Raw genomic sequence first — 15,922 nt, forward strand, 5'->3', positions numbered from 1 at the left:
GGGCCGGAGCGGGGCAGGAGCGGGCCGGCAGGTTTTTCGCTCAGGTCTGCCCCGGCCGGGGCTCTGACGTTCCTGCCCGGCTGCTGCCGTCTGCGGCCGCCCGGCTCCCACGACATGCGCGGAATTCCGGGACGTTGCTGCCGCTGTGGCGCCAGCAACTGGGAGGGAACGTGAAAGGCCCCGCCCGACGTGACATGGTCAACGCCGGCGGGGCCTTCTTCGAAAGGGCTGTGGAGGGCGGTTCCTAAAGCGAACGCAACACGGAGACGACTTTGCCCATAATGACGGCGTGGTCGCCGAGGATGGGCTCGTACTGCGTATTCTGCGGCAGCAGCCACGTGTGGCCGTCGCGCTGACGGAAGGTCTTGACTGTTGCCTCGTCGTCCAGCAGGGCGGCCACAATGTCACCGTTGACGGCATCGCCCTGCCGGCGCACCACCACCCAGTCGCCGTCGCAGATGGCTGCGTCGATCATCGAGTCACCCGCGACCTTGAGCATAAAGAGCTCGCCGTGGCCCACCAGTTGGCGGGGAAGGGGCATCACGTCCTCCACGACCTGGTCGGCCAGGATTGGTCCGCCCGCCGCGATGCGGCCCACCAGCGGCACCATGGCTGTGTCGGTGGCGCTGGCCAGCTCCGAAACGGACAGGCCGCCTACGGCGCGCAGACCGCTGGACTTCTCAACCCCTGAAATCTTCGCGGCTCCCTCATCAAGGGTCAGCGGCATCAGGACTTCCATGGCGCGGGGGCGTTTGGGGTCGCGCCGCAGGTAGCCGAGTTTTTCCAGCTGCGACAGCTGGTGGGTCACGCTGGAGAGGCTGGCCAGTCCGACGGTATCGCCGATCTCGCGCATGGACGGCGGGTAGCCGTTGTCCGTCACGGAGCGCTGGATGGTTTCCAGGATCTTCTTTTGCCGGACGGTGAGGCTCTTGGGTGGCCGGGCTGCCTGCGGGCCCCGCTGGGTGGCCCTGCCGCCAGTGGCTTGTGCTGCCATGTTCGCCAACGCCTTTCCGTTCCGCCCGGCCGCCCGTGGCTGCAGCTGCCGGGAACTTCCGGCCTGAAATGTCAGACCCTGCTGATCAACTGCAGAAGTGGTTGTTCTTTGCATCAAACGTAGGCCAGCCGCACTGCTTTTTCAAACATTTGTTCTAGCGAGTCTCGACAATGTTCGTCAATAAGTGCTAAAACAGAACCAGCAAGATTCGAATATGTGTTCTAGTTTTGTACGACTCGGGTCGAACGGTGTGTTCGGTTCTTTGTTCGAAGGTATGGCCGGTTGGCGGCGGGTACGTGGAGTACGCCGGGCGGCACAGTATGGTCCAGGAGGGCTCAGTTCATGTCAGCAACAAGCGCGTTTCACGACACTTTCGGCCGCGACGCATTCGGCGACTACGGCCGGCCCGGGGGCGGTTCCCCCGTCGGCGGGCCGAGCCGTATGAGCCTGCAGAGTCCTATGAGAGGGCAGGCCCGTAAAAGCCAGACCCGCCACGCTGTCCAGGACGGGACCACAGGAGCCGCGCAGCCGGCAAAGCAGCAGTCGGCAAAGCCGGCGCCGCTGCGGCTTACCCGGCGGGGGCGCTTTGTCTTCATCGCGATGCCGCTGATCCTGCTGGCCGCACTGGTCCTCTCCTTCAGTGGTTTCCTCAACGCCCCCGCCAAGGCGGCGGAGTCCGCCGCCGAACTTTCCCTGACGCCCACTGTCACCGTCACGGTGCAGCCCGGTGAGTCATTGTGGGCCATCGCCGAGGCCGTCGCCCCGGAGCGCGATCCCCGTGACGTCGTCTCGGACATCATGCAGCTGAACAACCTGGAAGCCGCCCGCGTCGTTCCGGGCCAGGCGCTTTTCATTCCGTCCAACTAGCACCGCCGGACCCGCGCGTTCCGGGGCGCGCGACGGCCCCCACGGCCGATATAGGGCCCGTGGCCTTGGCTACCCGCCTGCCCTGCGGCGTCACAGATTCGGAGCCCGTGACGATCTCACTTAAACTGGTGAAGTGACTGACCAGTTAGAGCGACTGAACCGACTTCCCCTCCGGACGAACCTCCGGGGCCTGACGCCGTACGGGGCGCCCCAGCTGGACGTTCCGATCCTGCTCAACGTCAACGAGAACACACATGGCGTCCCGGCGGACGTCCGCGCCGCCATCTCCGAGGCCGTCACGATCGCCGCCGCCGGACTGAATCGCTATCCGGACCGCGAATTCACGGAACTGCGCGAGGCGCTGGCCGAATATCTTGGGCACGGACTGGGCGCGGACAACATCTGGGCGGCCAACGGATCCAACGAGGTGCTCCAGCAGATCCTCCAGGCCTTCGGCGGCCCGGGACGCACTGCGCTCGGCTTCCCTCCCACGTACTCCATGTACCCGCTGCTGGCCTCAGGCACGGACACCGGATACATCGTCGGGGTCCGCGCCGACGACTACGGACTCAGCGCCGAATCAGCCGCCCGCCAGGTCCGCGAACTCCAGCCGAACATCGTCTTCCTGTGCTCCCCGAACAACCCCACCGGCACCGGCCTGGGCCTGGACGTCGTGGAAGCCGTCTACGAGGCGGGCGAGGCCAGCCAGACCATCGTGATCGTCGACGAGGCGTACCACGAGTTCGCCCACGACGGGACGCCCAGCGCGCTTACCCTGCTGCCCGGCCGGGAGCGGCTGATCGTCTCGCGCACCATGAGCAAGGCCTTTGCCCTGGCCGGCGCCCGGGTCGGCTACATGGCGGCAGCGCCGGAGGTCACCGACGCCCTGCGCCTTGTCCGGCTTCCGTACCACCTCTCCGCCATCACCCAGGCCACCGCCCTGGCCGCCCTGCACCACCGGGTCGCGCTGATGGCCGATGTCGAGGACATCAAACGCCAGCGGGACCGGATCGTGTCCGAACTGCAGCGCATGGGCCTCAAGCCGGCTGCGTCTGACTCGAACTACGTCTTCTTCGGCGGCCTGGACAACCCGCACGAGGTCTGGCAGGGCCTGCTGGATGCCGGTGTGCTGATCCGGGACGTCGGAATTGCCGGGCACCTGCGCGTCACGGCCGGGACTGAGACGGAAACCACAGCGTTCCTCGAAGCCCTCGAACGGATCCTGGCCGGCCGCGCAGTGCAGCCCGCCTAGACTTAACCCAGGACATCCACACTGCCTGGCTGCCGGGCACCGTCGTCATCCAAAGGACACCCACATGAGCAACACCGGAGCAACGCCTGCCGAGGGCCGGACCGCACGCATGGAGCGGACCACCAGCGAGTCATCCGTGCTGGTCGAGATCAACCTGGACGGCACCGGCGTCTCGGACATCAGCACCTCGGTCCCGTTTTACGACCACATGCTGACGGCGCTTAGCAAGCACTCCCTGATCGATATGACGGTCAAGGCCACGGGCGATACCCACATTGACGTCCACCACACGGTCGAGGACGTTGCCATCACCTTCGGCGAGGTCCTGCGCACCGCGCTCGGCAACAAGGCCGGCATCCGCCGGTTCGGCGAAGCCACGGTCCCCCTGGACGAGGCCCTCGCGCAGGCCGTCGTCGACGTCTCCGGCCGCCCCTACCTGGTGCACGGCGGGGAGCCTGCAGGCCAGGAATACCACCTGATCGGCGGACACTTCACCGGGTCCCTGACCCGCCACGTCTTCGAGGCAATCACCCTGCACGCCGGCATCTGCCTGCACATGAACGTCACCGCCGGCCGGGACCCGCACCACATTGTCGAGGCCCAGTTCAAGGCCTTCGCCCGCGCCCTCCGTGCCGCCGTCGAACCTGACCCGCGCGTCGAGGGCATCCCCTCCACCAAGGGTGCCCTGTGACCGGCAAAGTTCTCAAGGACGGCGCCATCCTCAACCCCGTCGCCGGCAGGAAGCCGGTGTCGCCCGAGGGAAAGCCCACCGTCACGGTCCTCGACTACGGCTCCGGCAACGTCCGCTCCGCTGTGCGCGCCCTCGAACGCGCCGGTGCAGAGGTGATCCTCAGCTCCAAGCCGGAGGACGTGCTCAACGCCGACGGACTTGTGGTCCCGGGCGTCGGCGCGTTCGAAACGGTCATGCGCGAACTCAAGGCCGTGGACGGCATCCGCATGATCGGACGCCGCGTCGCCGGGGGCCGCCCCGTGCTGGCCATCTGCGTGGGACTTCAGGTCCTCTTCGAGGCCGGCGTCGAGCACGGCACCGAAGCCGAAGGCATGGGGGAGTGGCCCGGCAAGGTGGAACTCCTTCCCGCCGATGTCGTCCCGCACATGGGCTGGAACACGGTGTCCGTCCCGGAGGGCTCCAAGCTCTTCGCCGGCGTCGAGGACGAGCGCTTCTACTTCGTGCATTCCTACGGCGTGCAGCAGTGGGATTTCGACGTCATCCAGCCGAAGATGACCGCGCCCCTCGTGACCTGGTCGGAGCACGGGGCCCCGTTCATCGCAGCCGTGGAAAACGGCCCTCTGTGCGCCACGCAGTTCCACCCTGAGAAGTCCGGCGACGCAGGGGCGCACCTGCTGCGCAACTGGGTGCAGGGACTCCCGGACCGTTCCCGTCCTGCGGAATCCGCTGCCGCCGCGGGCAGGCCCTCCGACACCAGCCCGGACGGGACCGCCTAGATGTGGTCCATCGTGCTGATGGGGCTCGCCGGCCTGCTGGTCGGCGGGGCGTTGTCCTTCCGCCAGCAGAAGAGCCCCCGCTGGGTCCAGGCCGTGTTCTACGTTCTGGCCGGGATGGCGTTGCTGGCCGCCTACCTCCTGACCCTGCCTGCCGCCTGACGGCCCGCGGCGCCCCGACCACCTGACGTCCCTGAAGAGCTGAGGATCCACGATGACCACCGAAACCCCGCTGCCCGTGCTCGAGCTGCTGCCCGCCGTCGACGTCGTCAACGGCCAGGCCGTCCGCCTCGTCCAGGGCGAGGCCGGCAGCGAGACGAGCTACGGCACGCCGCTGGAAGCCGCGCTCAACTGGCAGCAGCAGGGTGCTGAATGGGTCCACCTCGTCGACCTCGACGCCGCCTTTGGCAGGGGCTCCAACGCCGAACTGCTCCGCGAAGTGGTGGGCCGGCTCGACATCAAGGTGGAGCTCTCCGGCGGCCTGCGCGACGACGAGTCCCTCGAGAAGGCCCTCGGGCTGGGCGTCGCCCGCGTGAACCTGGGCACCGCGGCACTGGAGAACCCCGAATGGACTGCGCGGGTGATCGAGCGCTTCGGCGACAAGATCGCCGTCGGGCTGGACGTCCGCGGCACCACCCTCGCCGGCCGCGGGTGGACCAAGGAAGGCGGCGACCTCTGGGAGGTCCTCGGACGCCTCGAAGAGGCCGGCTGCGCCCGCTACGTCGTCACCGACGTCACCAAGGACGGCACCCTCCAGGGACCCAACGTCGAGCTGCTGCGCCAGATGGTGGAAAAGACCGGCAAGCCCGTGGTGGCCTCCGGCGGGATCTCCAGCCTGGAGGACCTGCTGGTCCTGCGCTCCCTCGTGCCGCTCGGCGTGGAAGGCGCCATCGTCGGCAAGGCCCTCTACAACGGCAACTTCACGCTGCCCGAGGCCCTCGACGCCGCCGGCCGCCGCTAGCGGGTCCGCAGCATGGAGCAGCGGCCCGCGGGCTTCAACGCACCTGAGAATCCCACCCCTTCACGCCCGTTGCCCGGGCACATCGCGGCGGCCCTGGCCGGCGCCGGCGGAGCGACCGACTCGGCGGGCCGGCCCTGGGCGGGCCGCAGCCTGGCCGGCGAGGACGCCACGATCCACAATTTCGAGGACGACGACGGCGCGGCGGACGCCGGTTACGTCGCGGCGCTGGCGGGACTCGGGGCCGGCACCGGCGATGAGGCCGCGGTGGTCGCTTCGCTGGCCACGGCACGGGTCTTTGTGCCGATCCTGGCCACGCTCGCCGAGGAAGGCGAAGGCGCCGGCGGCCTGCATTCCGACAAACAGGCCGACATGGCCCTCGTAACGCTCAAGGCCCCGGACGGCCGGACCGCGATGCCCGTGTTCACCTCCGCTGCTTCCCTCAAGGCCTGGCACCCCGAGGCCCGCCCGGTGGCCGTGTACGCTGCCCGCGCGGCGCTCTCCGCCGTGGCTGAGGGCGCGGAACTGCTTGTGCTGGACCCGGGATCCACTGTCACTTTCGTCGTGCGCCGGCCCGCGGTCTGGGCCCTCGCGCAGCAGCGGGACTGGACGCCGTCGTATGCGGATCCCGGGCTCGCCCGCCACATCGGCGAGAGCGTGGTTGGCTTTCCCGCGGTCCGCCGTGTTGAAATTCATCCGGGCGGTGGAGTTGCCGCGGTGGCGGCCGATGGACGGCAGCTTCCGGGCGGGGGCTCCGGCCCGGAGCTCCGGGTGGTGCTCTACCTTGAAGACGGACTCGACGCCGCCGGCGTCCAGTCCATCGTGTCCGGCCTCAACAGCGCCTGGGCACGGAATGAAATATTTGCTGAGCGGGTTGACTCGATCGAGGTCAAATTGCGGCGAGCAGCACAGTAGCTGAAGGCCAGCCGGGGACATCCTGGGTGCTGCCGGGGGCAGTACCAGAAGGAAATAGTTTCGTGAACTTCGCGCTTTACCGGGAACTGCTGGCCGTCCGGCCGATCAGGCGGCTTCTGCTGGTCGGGATGGTTGCCCGCGTACCGCACTCTGCGGCCGGGGTCCTACTGACCCTGCACATCGTCCTGACGCTCGGCCAGGGCTACGCCGCCGCCGGCGCCGCGGCCGCCGTGATGACCATCGGCATCGCTGTCGGGGCGCCATGGCGCGGGCGGCGGGTCGACACCGTGGGCCTGCGGCGGGCACTCATACCGTCGGTCATTGCCGAAGCCGTCATCTGGTCCGTTGTGCCGCATGTGTCCTACGAAGTCCTGCTGCCGCTGGTGTTCGTGGGCGGCCTGCTTACGCTGCCGATCTTCAGCGTTGTGCGCCAGTCCCTCGGCGTCCTCGCGACGGGGGAGCAGCGGCGCACCGCCTTCGCCCTTGACGCCATCTCCACCGAACTGGTCTTTATGATCGGCCCCGCGGCCGGCGCCCTTGTCGCCACCGCCGGTTTCTCCGTCCTGGGGCTGACCATCATCGGCATCGCGACGTCGGTAGCCGGGCTGTTCCTCATGTGGTTCAACCCGCCGACCCGCAGCGCCGAACCTGTCCTTGGGGCCAATACAGCGGCCGACACAGTGACCGCTGCCGAATCCGAGGCAGCGTTCGAGGCCGGCCAGCAGGAAGGCGCCGAGGTCGCCGTCGTCGCCGCCGCCCCGGCCCACCTGCAGGAAGCCGCCGCCGAGTTCGCCCCGCTGGCGGCCGCCGGCGAAAGGCGCCAGGAACGGGCCGGGCTGCGGCACAAAGTCGCCCACAACTTCGCCTGGTTCACCTCCGCCGTCGCGGCCGTCTTCGCCGTCGCCGCCGGAGCCGGCATGGTCCTCAGCGGCACCGACGTCGGGATTGTGGCCGCGCTCGAATCCGGCGGCCACCAGGCCGAGATCGGGCTGGTGTTCCTGTTCTGGTGCGCGGCTTCGGTGGTGGGCGGCCTCATCTACGGCGCCATGCACCGGCCCATCTCACCGATCCTGCTGCTGCTGGGGATGTCCGCGCTGACCATTCCGATGGCGTTCGCGCAGGACACCTGGACCCTGTGCCTGCTCTCGCTGCTGCCGGGCCTGTTGTGCGCACCCGTGTTGTCGGCAGCCTCGGAGAAAGTCGCGGAACTCGTCGACGAGCGCCGCCGCGGCGAGGCGATGGGCTGGTACGGCTCGGCACTCACCGGCGGTGTGGCCCTCGGCGCGCCTCTCGCCGGCGTGTTCATCGACGGCGTCGGCCCCTGGGCCGGGTTCGTCGCCGTGGGGTTGGGCGGCGTCGTGCTGTGCCTCCTGGGGCTCGTGCTGCAGCGCCACCGCAGGCTGCGACTCGCCGCCGCCGGTGTTTTGTAACTGTGGATGCCTAGTTCACCGGGCCGGTGTACTTCTCGCCCGGGCCCTTGCCCGGCGCGTCCGGAATGATGGACTCCTCGCGGAAGGCCAGCTGCAGGGACCGCAGTCCGTCGCGCAACGGTCCGGCGTGCTGGGAACCGATCTCCGGCGCCGCGGCGGTGACCAGCCCCGCCAGGGCCGTGATCAGCTTGCGGGCCTCGTCCAGGTCCTTGAGCTCCTCGGCGTTCTCCTCGGCGGCAAGGCCAAGCTTCACGGCCGCGGCACTCATAAGGTGCACGGCGGCGGTGGTGATGACCTCGATCGCGGGCACCTCGGAGATGTCGCGGATCTGCTGTGAGACGTCGCCCTGGGCGCCGGCGGGCTCGTAAACGTGTGAATTACTGTCTGAAGTGCTCATGCTGGTAAGCTTGTCACAGACCGACTGATTGTCGTTATTTCGCTCAGCACCACTTAGACACAAGTTCCACTGTGACTCAGTAGTCCTGCAGCGACATAGCAGCCGGAACCCGTCAGCAACCAACATGCCCGTCATGTAGGTGCGCCGGACGGGATTTCTTCTGTAGAATCGATTTTCAGTTTGCAAGCGGAGTTCTCTCCCACCCGCGTCAGCCGCTCTCCTTCGGGAAGCTTCGCAAGAAGCAAGGTTGCCGGGTATCTGGTCGGGCATTCTCCCGGGCGTCAGCCTGGCGGGATGCATGCCGCCTCACCCGAGGCAGGCAGCTCCGATCTTCGAGGCCTTCGATTGCTCCGGCAATTGGGGGCCTTCTCTTTTTGCCGGTGGAATACCCCTCACGAACACAGGAGCTTTAACATTAGCGAGCCAAGAATCAATGAGCGTATCCGCGTCCCCGAGGTGCGGCTGGTCGGCCCTGCAGGCGAGCAAGTAGGCGTTGTCCGTATCGAGGATGCCCTGCGTTTGGCTGCCGAGTCCGATCTTGATCTCGTTGAAGTTGCACCGCAGGCCAAGCCTCCGGTGTGCAAGCTGATGGACTTCGGCAAGTACAAGTACGAAGCCGCGGTCAAGGCACGCGAAGCCCGGAAGAACCAGACCAACACGGTCCTGAAGGAAATCCGCTTCCGCCTGAAGATCGACACCCATGACTACGAGACGAAGCGCGGCCACGCGCTCCGCTTCCTCGGTGCCGGTGACAAGGTCAAGGCCATGATCCAGTTCCGCGGCCGTGAGCAGCAGCGCCCCGAGATGGGCATCCGTCTGCTCCAGCGCTTTGCGGACGACGTGGCCGAAGTCGGCGTCGTGGAGTCCAGCCCGCGCATCGATGGCCGCAACATGGTCATGGTCGTAGGTCCCCTGAAGAACAAGGCCGAAGCCAAGGCAGAGGCCCGCCGCGCATCGCAGCGTGCGGAAGCCAAAGCCGAGAACGAAGCCAAGGCTTCGGGGGGAGGCCGCGTTGACACGTCCGGCCCCGAGGCGCCGCTGACGCAGTCGCTCGCCGATCTGCTGCCGGAGGGCTACCAGGTCCGGACCGAGGCGCCCGAGGCTGAGGTAACCGCGACGGAAGCTCCCGCTGCGGAAGCCGCCGTTGTGGAGGCCCCGGCCGAAAAGGTCGAGGCCGACAAGGCTGAAGCCACGGAGGCCCCGGCCGCCGAGGCCAAGGTCGCGGAAGCACCGGCCGAGACGGAGTCCGCCAAGGCAGCCCCGAAGCAGGAGGCCGCCAAGGCTCCCAAGGCTGCCCCGAAGGCTGCTGCCAAGCCGGCGGTCGCCAAGGCGCCCGCAGCACCCAAGGCCGCCGCCAAGGCTCCGGAAGCCGCAAAGGCTCCCGAGGCTGAAAAGGCCGCCCCGGCGGCAGCACCGAAGCCGGTTGCTGCTCCGAAGCCGGTCCCGCGTCCTGCGGCGCCGAAGCCTGCTGCGCGGCCGGCTGCCCCGAAAGCCGCTGCCAAGCCGGGCACCAAGAAGACCAACTAGTTCAGGGCTGCCGGACAGCAATGTCCGGCAGCAAGCAACCAGCACGCCGCCCGCAGGGGCGGCTGCACGAAAGACTGCAGACCCTGTCTGCGGATACGTAAGGAGATCGGTTCCCATGCCGAAGATGAAGACCCACAGTGGTGCTAAGAAGCGCTTCAAGCTGACCGGCAGCGGCAAGCTGCGCCGCCAGCAGGCCAACCGCCGCCACTACCTCGAGCACAAGTCCTCCAGGCTGACCCGCCGCCTCGCCGGCGACAAGATCGTCTTCAAGGGCGACGCCAAGGTCATCCGGAAGATGCTCGGCATCTAAGTTCCAAGTTCTCTGACTGTTGCCGCCTGGCAGCTGTCAACTACCAAAAAGGCTTCTCAGGCCAGCCGGTTCTTCCGGCAGTAGATGCTTGGGATCAGATTTTCGAAGGAGTACGCACGTGGCACGTGTGAAGAGGGCGGTCAACGCCCACAAGAAGCGCCGGGTTATCCTTGAGCGCGCCAAGGGCTACCGTGGACAGCGTTCACGCCTGTACCGCAAGGCCAAAGAGCAGCTGCTGCACTCGTTTGTGTACAGCTACGGTGACCGCAAGAAGAAGAAGGGCGACTTCCGCCGCCTGTGGATCCAGCGCATCAACGCGGCCTCCCGCGCCAACGGCCTGACCTACAACCGTCTGATCCAGGGCCTCAAGGCCGCTGAGGTCGAGGTTGACCGCCGTATGCTGGCCGAGCTTGCCGTTTCCGATGCCAACGCCTTCGCCGCGCTGGTCAAGATCGCCAAGGATGCCCTGCCCGCCGACACGTCCGCTCCGGCCGTCCAGGCTGAGGCTGCACCGGCCGCCAAGAAGCCTGCTGCCAAGAAGGCCGCCGCCAAGAAGCCTGCTGCCAAGAAGGCCGCCGCTGACGAGGCTGCTGAGTAGTACTGAATTAGTTCAGGAACACCCCGTTCAAGAACCGGCCGCAAAAGCCACTAAGGTTCTTATATGAACGAAACCGGGCGCCCGCAAGATGTTCCACTCTCCAATCCCCGAGCTGATCGGGTCAGGAAGGTGGCGCAACTTGCCGGGCGCCCGGCCCGTTTAAAGCGCCGCGAGTTTCTGGCGGAGGGACCGCAGGCGGTCCGTGAAGCCCTTGTCCTTCACCAAAAGCGGATTGCGGCGGGGGAGCCCGGCATCGTCTACGAGGTCTACGCGAGCGAGTCCTGCCTGGACCGGCACCCGGACCTGGAGACGCTCGCGGAGGGCACCACTGCCTACCTCGCCACCGACGAAGTGCTCGCCGCGATGGCGGACACGGTCACCCCTCAGGGAATTCTCGCCGTCTGCGGGTTCCTGGACGTGAGCCTCGATCAGGTGCTCGGGGCCGGCCCGCGGCTGGTTGCCGTGCTGTGCGAGGTCCGGGACCCCGGCAACGCCGGCACCGTCCTGCGTGCAGCCGACGCGGCGGGCGCGGACGCCGTCGTCCTGACCGCGTCCAGCGTGGACATCTACAACCCCAAGGCCGTCCGGTCGACGGCCGGATCCATCTTCCACCTGCCCGTGGTGCTCGGCGCCGACGTCGGGGAAGTGGCGGCTCGGTGCAAGGACCGCGGAATAGGCGTCCTCGCCGCGGACGGCCAGGGCCAGCTGAACCTCGACCAGTTGCAGGACCAGAACGCGGCCCGACGCCTCGGTGCCGCCTCATCCGTTTCGGAGTACGCCCTCGAGAGCCCCACGGCGTGGCTCTTCGGCAACGAAGCCCAGGGGCTCTCCGAAGAAGAGCTGGCCTTGGCCGATCACCGGGTGGCCGTGCCCGTGTACGGGGCAGCTGAGAGCCTCAACCTGGGGACCGCGGCGACGGTCTGCCTCTATGCCAGCGCCCGCTCGCAGCAGGACGGCGGAACCCCGCAGCCAGGGAGCGACTCCTAACCGGTCGCGCGAGCCGGGGCCGGGGGCGGCAGGCCTCCCGCCCTGGACGAGCAGGCCTATGCCGACATGTCGCCCACACCAGGTACGCCGTCGGCGATGGCGTAACGGTGCATCACCGCGCCTTTTGGCGAGGTGACGGCCGGCTCGATGAGTCTGAGGTTGGTCGGAACAACCCCGTCCGCGAAGACCTTCTTGCCACTGCCGAGGAGGATTGGGTATACCCAAAGGGTGAGCCGATCGAAGAGCTGTTCGGTGAACAGGGTCTGCACGAAGTCGAGGCTGCCGATGACATGGATGTTTGCGTGCCGGTCGCGCAGTTCGCGGACGGCGACGCCGGGATCAGGACCCAGCAGCGTGGAGTTGGCCCACTCAAGGCTCCGCGATTGTCGTGAGGCCACGTATTTCGGGAGATGGTTGAACAGCCGCGCAATACTCCCGTCCGCACCCTGCTCCTGGTGCGGCCAGTACGCGGCGAAGATGTCGTAGGTCCGGCGCCCGAGCAGCAGTGCGTCCATCCCCGCCATCCCGGAGGTCACCTGCCCGCCGACCAGCTCGTCGATGAGCGGCGCCTGCCAGCCGCCAAACTCGAACCCGTTCTCGGTGTCCTCGTCCGGCCCGCCGGGCGCCTGCGCGACGCCGTCAAGTGTGGTGAACAGATCGATGTGGATGAGTCCCATGCCGTGCTCCGCCCCGGTCGCCCGCCGTCGTCCCGGCGAGGGGAAAAAAATACGGCGGGGGTCCACCGAAAGGTGGGCTCCCGCCGTCGTAAATCAGCGATTAACTCGTGGTCTTATTGCGTCCCGTGATGGCGCCGTAGGCAAGGGCTACCACCAGGCCGCCGACGATGGCCAGGAGCCAGGAACCGAGATTCCAGAATTCCATCGTGCCGCCGCCAAACAGGAGGTCGCCGATCCAGCCGCCAACAACTGCGCCGACAACACCGAGCACGAGGCTGGTCACCCAGCCGCCTCCGACCCTGCCAGGCATGACTGCCTTAACTATTGCACCTACTATGAGTCCGAGAATGATCCAGCCTAGAAAGCCCATTACTCCTCCTACATATTCGTCGGCATCCAAATAGTGAATTCCGATTATGGCTTCAAGCTAACATAGGCCGGTTTGCTTGTCAGCAGGATTACCCCCAATCGTTACCTGCACGATGACCTGCGGTGTCGCGGGCCAAACGGGCCGCCGCAGCGCGGGTGTCCGCTGCGGGCAACACCGCGGCAGCACTGCGGGCCGCACGCCTGGCTGCGGTGCTTGGCCGGGGCTACAACGGGTACGGTATTTCTTGTGGGCGCAGGCGGCGGCCGGAGTCCACCACCCCGGTCGAAACCCCTAAGGAGAAGCTCTCTTGGCTGCAAATGGCGGTACCACGGCGATTGTTGCGGCGCTTGCTGCCAACCTGACCATCGCCGTCCTGAAATTCGTCGCGTATTTCCTGACGTTTTCCTCATCAATGCTGGCCGAGGCGATCCACTCGCTGGCCGACTCCGGCAACCAGATCCTCCTGCTCGTGGGCGGCAAACGCGCACAACGGGCGGCGAGCCCGGAGCACCCCTTCGGCTACGGACGCGAGCGCTACATCTACGCCTTCATCGTCTCGATCGTGCTGTTCAGCGTCGGCGGCCTCTTCGCCCTGTATGAAGCATGGGAAAAGTTCCAGCACCCGCACGCCATCGAAGGCGCGTTCTGGTGGGTTCCGCTCGCCGTCCTCGTCGGCGCCATCCTGGCCGAGTCCTTCTCGTTCCGGACCGCGATCATCGAATCCAACCACGTCCGCGGCAAACAGGGCTGGGTCAAGTTCGTCCGCAGCGCCAAGCAGCCGGAGCTGCCGGTCATCCTCCTCGAGGACTTCGGTGCGCTTGTGGGCCTGGCCTTCGCACTCTTCGGGGTGAGCCTGACGCTCATTACCGGGAACGGCATCTGGGACGCCCTAGGCACCGCGATGATCGGTTTCCTGCTCGTGGCGATCGCCGCCGTGCTGGCCGTGGAAACGAAGTCTTTGCTGCTCGGCGAGTCGGCAACGAAGGACGACGTCGTCAAGATCCGGACCGCCATCGAATCCGATGGCACCTCGATCATCCACCTCAAGACCCTGCACCTAGGCCCGGAAGAGCTGCTGGTCGCGGCTAAGATCAGCGTCGGCCGCTCGGATACCGGCCAGGACATCGCCAAGGCGATCGACGACGCCGAGACCCGGATCCGCGAGGCAGTGCCGATCGCCCGGGTCATCTACCTGGAACCGGACGTGCAGCGCGTCACCACCCTGTAACCGGGGCCCGCTGTTAGGGCGACATCAGCTCGGAAGGGGCCGCCGGCCCGGCAGCCGCACTGCGGCTACCGGACCAGCGGCCTCCTGCGTTCCACGAGCCCGCTGATCACGGCGACTCCGAGGCCCAGAACGGCCAGCACGGCGCCGACGAGGGCGGGTGCGACGTAGCCCCAGCCCCAGGCGATCACGAGACCGCCGAGGAAGGCTCCCAACGCGTTGGCGACGTTGAGGGCGGCGTGGTTGAGGGAAGAGGCCAGCGAGGGCGCATCGGGGGACGCATCCAGCAGCCGGGTCTGCAGCGCCGGGACCAGCAGTGAACCGGCGCCGCCGACGACGAAGACCATCACGTAGGCGGACCACGGCCAGTGCACGGCCACGGCGTAGACCACAAGGGCCACGGCGATGCCCGGCAGCACCCAGTAGATGGTTCCCATCACGGACTTGTCCGCGATCCGGCCGCCGACGATATTTCCCGCCACCATGCCCAGCCCGTAGAGCGCGACAACCAGGGGCAGCCAGGCGGCGGGAATGCCGGCCACGGACGTCATGGTGTGGGCAATGTAGGTGTAGGTGGCGAAGAAGCCGCCGAAGCCGACGATGCCGATCAGGATCGCCAGCCAGACCTGGAGCCGCTTGAGGGCGCCGAGTTCGCGGCGGAAACTCGCATCGGCATGCGGCTTCTGGAACGGGACGAACTTCCAGAGCATCACCAGGGTGAGGATGCCGATCACGCCCACCAGCAGGAAGAGCAGCCGCCAGCCGTACGTCTGGCCCAGCCAGGTGCCAAAGGGAACGCCGATGACATTGGAGACCGTCAGTCCCGCCATGACCATCGAAATGGCCCAGCCGCGCTTGGTCGGAGCGACCAGTGACGCCGCGATCACAGCCGCGACGCCGAAGAAGGCCCCGTGCGGCAGTCCGGCGGCGAAACGGGAGACCAGCATGGTGCCGTAATCCGGGGCGATGAAGGATGCCAGGTTCGCGATGCTGAAGAACAGCATGAGCCCGAGGGCCAGGTGCTTCCGCGGCATTTTGGCGCCGACGGCGGCAAGCAGCGGAGCTCCGATCACGACGCCGAGCGCATAGGCGGAGATCAGATGGCCGGCCTCCGGCGTGCTGATGTTGAGCCCCAGCTCCACCTCCTTGAGCAGGCCCATCATGGTGAATTCCGTGGTGCCGATGCCGAATCCGCCCATGGCGAGGGCAAGGATTGCAAGGGCAAGATGGCGGGTGCCGGTTTTGGGCGCCGCCGGGGCTTGTGTGGTGGTTGTCATTCGTCTGCTTTTCGGGAACGTTCCCGGCAGAAGCCAGGAGAATGCGGCAAGTTAAATCTGATGTGTGGGCTGGTTCGTGTAACGGGGCGGGCGCGCTCGATATTCCGGGTACTCAGGACGGCGGCTTCTTCCATTCTCCCCTAAGCCGGGGGCGCCCCTAGACTTGGACGCGTGACTGGACTCATTGGCGTCGTCGGCGGCGCCGTACTGGACTCCCTGGCCGAACCCTGCCGGCTGCTCGTGGCGCGGCGGACGGCGCCCCCGCAATTCGCCGGAATGTGGGAGTTCCCCGGCGGAAAAGTGGAGTCCGGCGAAACTGGCGAGCAGGCCCTGCACCGTGAGCTGCTCGAAGAGCTGGGCGTGAGCGTCAGGCTGGGCGCGGAACTGGTCAACGGGTCCGCCGGCGGCTGGCCGCTCAACGAGCGGGCCACGATGCGCGTGTGGTTTGCCGAACTCCTTGACGGCGATCCGCGTCCCCTGCAGGACCACGATGAACTGCGCTGGATCAACCTCCGGAACCGCGCCGAGGTGATCGGACTGCCGTGGATCCCGGCCGACCTGCCCATTGTAGAAGCGTTGCTGGACAGGCTTCAGGTATCGGATTCAACGGCAGTATCCGCTCTCTGAACCGCTGAACCGGCCCGCCGCGGCCACACCTCTCGCCAAAGCGTGAA

General features: G+C 67.2%; 19 protein-coding genes. 14 read left to right on the forward strand and 5 right to left on the reverse strand.

What is annotated here, in order from left to right; all coding sequences use genetic code 11:
• Positions 1–244: 244 nt before the first annotated feature.
• Entirely contained in the window at positions 245–994 is a 750-nt protein-coding gene (lexA, locus tag AC6EUH_RS06045; RefSeq protein WP_056432811.1) for a transcriptional repressor LexA, read from the reverse strand.
• 342 nt (positions 995–1,336) lie between these two features.
• On the opposite strand from lexA, the gene AC6EUH_RS06050 reads away from it, so the two are divergent.
• From AC6EUH_RS06050 to AC6EUH_RS06085, 8 genes are all read left to right on the forward strand, one after another.
• The gene (locus AC6EUH_RS06050) at positions 1,337–1,861 is read left to right on the forward strand and encodes a LysM peptidoglycan-binding domain-containing protein (RefSeq protein ID WP_326952626.1); all 525 of its coding nucleotides are present in this window, start codon (positions 1,337–1,339) and stop codon (positions 1,859–1,861) included.
• A 133-nt stretch (positions 1,862–1,994) separates the two neighbouring features.
• A complete protein-coding gene (locus tag AC6EUH_RS06055; protein ID WP_499738077.1) occupies positions 1,995–3,113 on the forward strand; it encodes a histidinol-phosphate transaminase in 1,119 nt (372 codons plus the stop codon).
• A gap of 64 nt (positions 3,114–3,177) precedes the next feature.
• Positions 3,178–3,804, forward strand: coding sequence for an imidazoleglycerol-phosphate dehydratase HisB (gene hisB / locus AC6EUH_RS06060; RefSeq protein ID WP_144674031.1), 627 nt, complete (start codon positions 3,178–3,180; stop codon positions 3,802–3,804).
• A complete protein-coding gene (gene hisH / locus AC6EUH_RS06065) occupies positions 3,801–4,580 on the forward strand; it encodes an imidazole glycerol phosphate synthase subunit HisH (RefSeq protein WP_499738078.1) in 780 nt (259 codons plus the stop codon). Before hisB ends, hisH begins: the two co-directional genes overlap by 4 nt.
• Positions 4,581–4,739, forward strand: a complete 159-nt coding sequence (locus AC6EUH_RS06070) for a CG2302 family histidine operon protein (RefSeq protein WP_200913073.1) — start codon at positions 4,581–4,583, stop codon at positions 4,737–4,739.
• Positions 4,740–4,791: 52 nt separating this feature from the next.
• A complete protein-coding gene (priA, locus tag AC6EUH_RS06075; protein WP_056432369.1) occupies positions 4,792–5,538 on the forward strand; it encodes a bifunctional 1-(5-phosphoribosyl)-5-((5-phosphoribosylamino)methylideneamino)imidazole-4-carboxamide isomerase/phosphoribosylanthranilate isomerase PriA in 747 nt (248 codons plus the stop codon).
• Between the two features lie 12 nt (positions 5,539–5,550).
• Positions 5,551–6,450: an SseB family protein gene (locus tag AC6EUH_RS06080; RefSeq protein ID WP_499738079.1), complete on the forward strand. Its 900-nt coding sequence runs from the start codon at positions 5,551–5,553 to the stop codon at positions 6,448–6,450.
• Positions 6,451–6,512: 62 nt separating this feature from the next.
• A complete protein-coding gene (locus AC6EUH_RS06085; protein ID WP_499738080.1) occupies positions 6,513–7,880 on the forward strand; it encodes an MFS transporter in 1,368 nt (455 codons plus the stop codon).
• A gap of 10 nt (positions 7,881–7,890) precedes the next feature.
• Here the strand turns inward: AC6EUH_RS06085 and AC6EUH_RS06090 are convergent, their stop codons facing one another.
• Positions 7,891–8,277, reverse strand: coding sequence for a DUF1844 domain-containing protein (locus AC6EUH_RS06090; protein ID WP_056432358.1), 387 nt, complete (start codon positions 8,275–8,277; stop codon positions 7,891–7,893).
• 456 nt (positions 8,278–8,733) lie between these two features.
• Between AC6EUH_RS06090 and infC the strand changes: the two genes are divergently transcribed.
• From infC to AC6EUH_RS06110, 4 genes are all read left to right on the forward strand, one after another.
• Positions 8,734–9,804 carry a translation initiation factor IF-3 gene (gene infC, locus AC6EUH_RS06095; RefSeq protein WP_499738081.1) on the forward strand — a complete coding sequence of 357 codons (1,071 nt, stop codon included), beginning with the start codon at positions 8,734–8,736 and terminating at the stop codon, positions 9,802–9,804.
• Positions 9,805–9,919: 115 nt separating this feature from the next.
• Positions 9,920–10,114: a 50S ribosomal protein L35 gene (gene rpmI / locus AC6EUH_RS06100; RefSeq protein WP_009358635.1), complete on the forward strand. Its 195-nt coding sequence runs from the start codon at positions 9,920–9,922 to the stop codon at positions 10,112–10,114.
• A 118-nt stretch (positions 10,115–10,232) separates the two neighbouring features.
• The gene (gene rplT, locus AC6EUH_RS06105; RefSeq protein ID WP_056432352.1) at positions 10,233–10,712 is read left to right on the forward strand and encodes a 50S ribosomal protein L20; all 480 of its coding nucleotides are present in this window, start codon (positions 10,233–10,235) and stop codon (positions 10,710–10,712) included.
• A 63-nt stretch (positions 10,713–10,775) separates the two neighbouring features.
• Complete coding sequence (locus tag AC6EUH_RS06110) at positions 10,776–11,699, forward strand: TrmH family RNA methyltransferase (protein WP_499738082.1); 924 nt, start codon at positions 10,776–10,778, stop codon at positions 11,697–11,699.
• 56 nt (positions 11,700–11,755) lie between these two features.
• Here the strand turns inward: AC6EUH_RS06110 and AC6EUH_RS06115 are convergent, their stop codons facing one another.
• A complete protein-coding gene (locus tag AC6EUH_RS06115; protein WP_499738083.1) occupies positions 11,756–12,376 on the reverse strand; it encodes a dihydrofolate reductase family protein in 621 nt (206 codons plus the stop codon).
• A 100-nt stretch (positions 12,377–12,476) separates the two neighbouring features.
• The gene (locus AC6EUH_RS06120; protein ID WP_056432344.1) at positions 12,477–12,746 is read right to left on the reverse strand and encodes a GlsB/YeaQ/YmgE family stress response membrane protein; all 270 of its coding nucleotides are present in this window, start codon (positions 12,744–12,746) and stop codon (positions 12,477–12,479) included.
• A gap of 307 nt (positions 12,747–13,053) precedes the next feature.
• On the opposite strand from AC6EUH_RS06120, the gene AC6EUH_RS06125 reads away from it, so the two are divergent.
• Positions 13,054–13,974, forward strand: a complete 921-nt coding sequence (locus AC6EUH_RS06125; protein WP_056432341.1) for a cation diffusion facilitator family transporter — start codon at positions 13,054–13,056, stop codon at positions 13,972–13,974.
• Positions 13,975–14,039: 65 nt separating this feature from the next.
• Here the strand turns inward: AC6EUH_RS06125 and AC6EUH_RS06130 are convergent, their stop codons facing one another.
• On the reverse strand, positions 14,040–15,248 hold the full coding sequence (locus AC6EUH_RS06130) for an MFS transporter (protein WP_056432340.1): 1,209 nt from the start codon (positions 15,246–15,248) through the stop codon (positions 14,040–14,042).
• Between the two features lie 171 nt (positions 15,249–15,419).
• On the opposite strand from AC6EUH_RS06130, the gene AC6EUH_RS06135 reads away from it, so the two are divergent.
• Positions 15,420–15,875: a (deoxy)nucleoside triphosphate pyrophosphohydrolase gene (locus AC6EUH_RS06135; RefSeq protein ID WP_056432337.1), complete on the forward strand. Its 456-nt coding sequence runs from the start codon at positions 15,420–15,422 to the stop codon at positions 15,873–15,875.
• Positions 15,876–15,922: the final 47 nt, after the last annotated feature.

The sequence above is a fragment of the Arthrobacter sp. 001422645 genome (genome assembly GCF_059816125.1).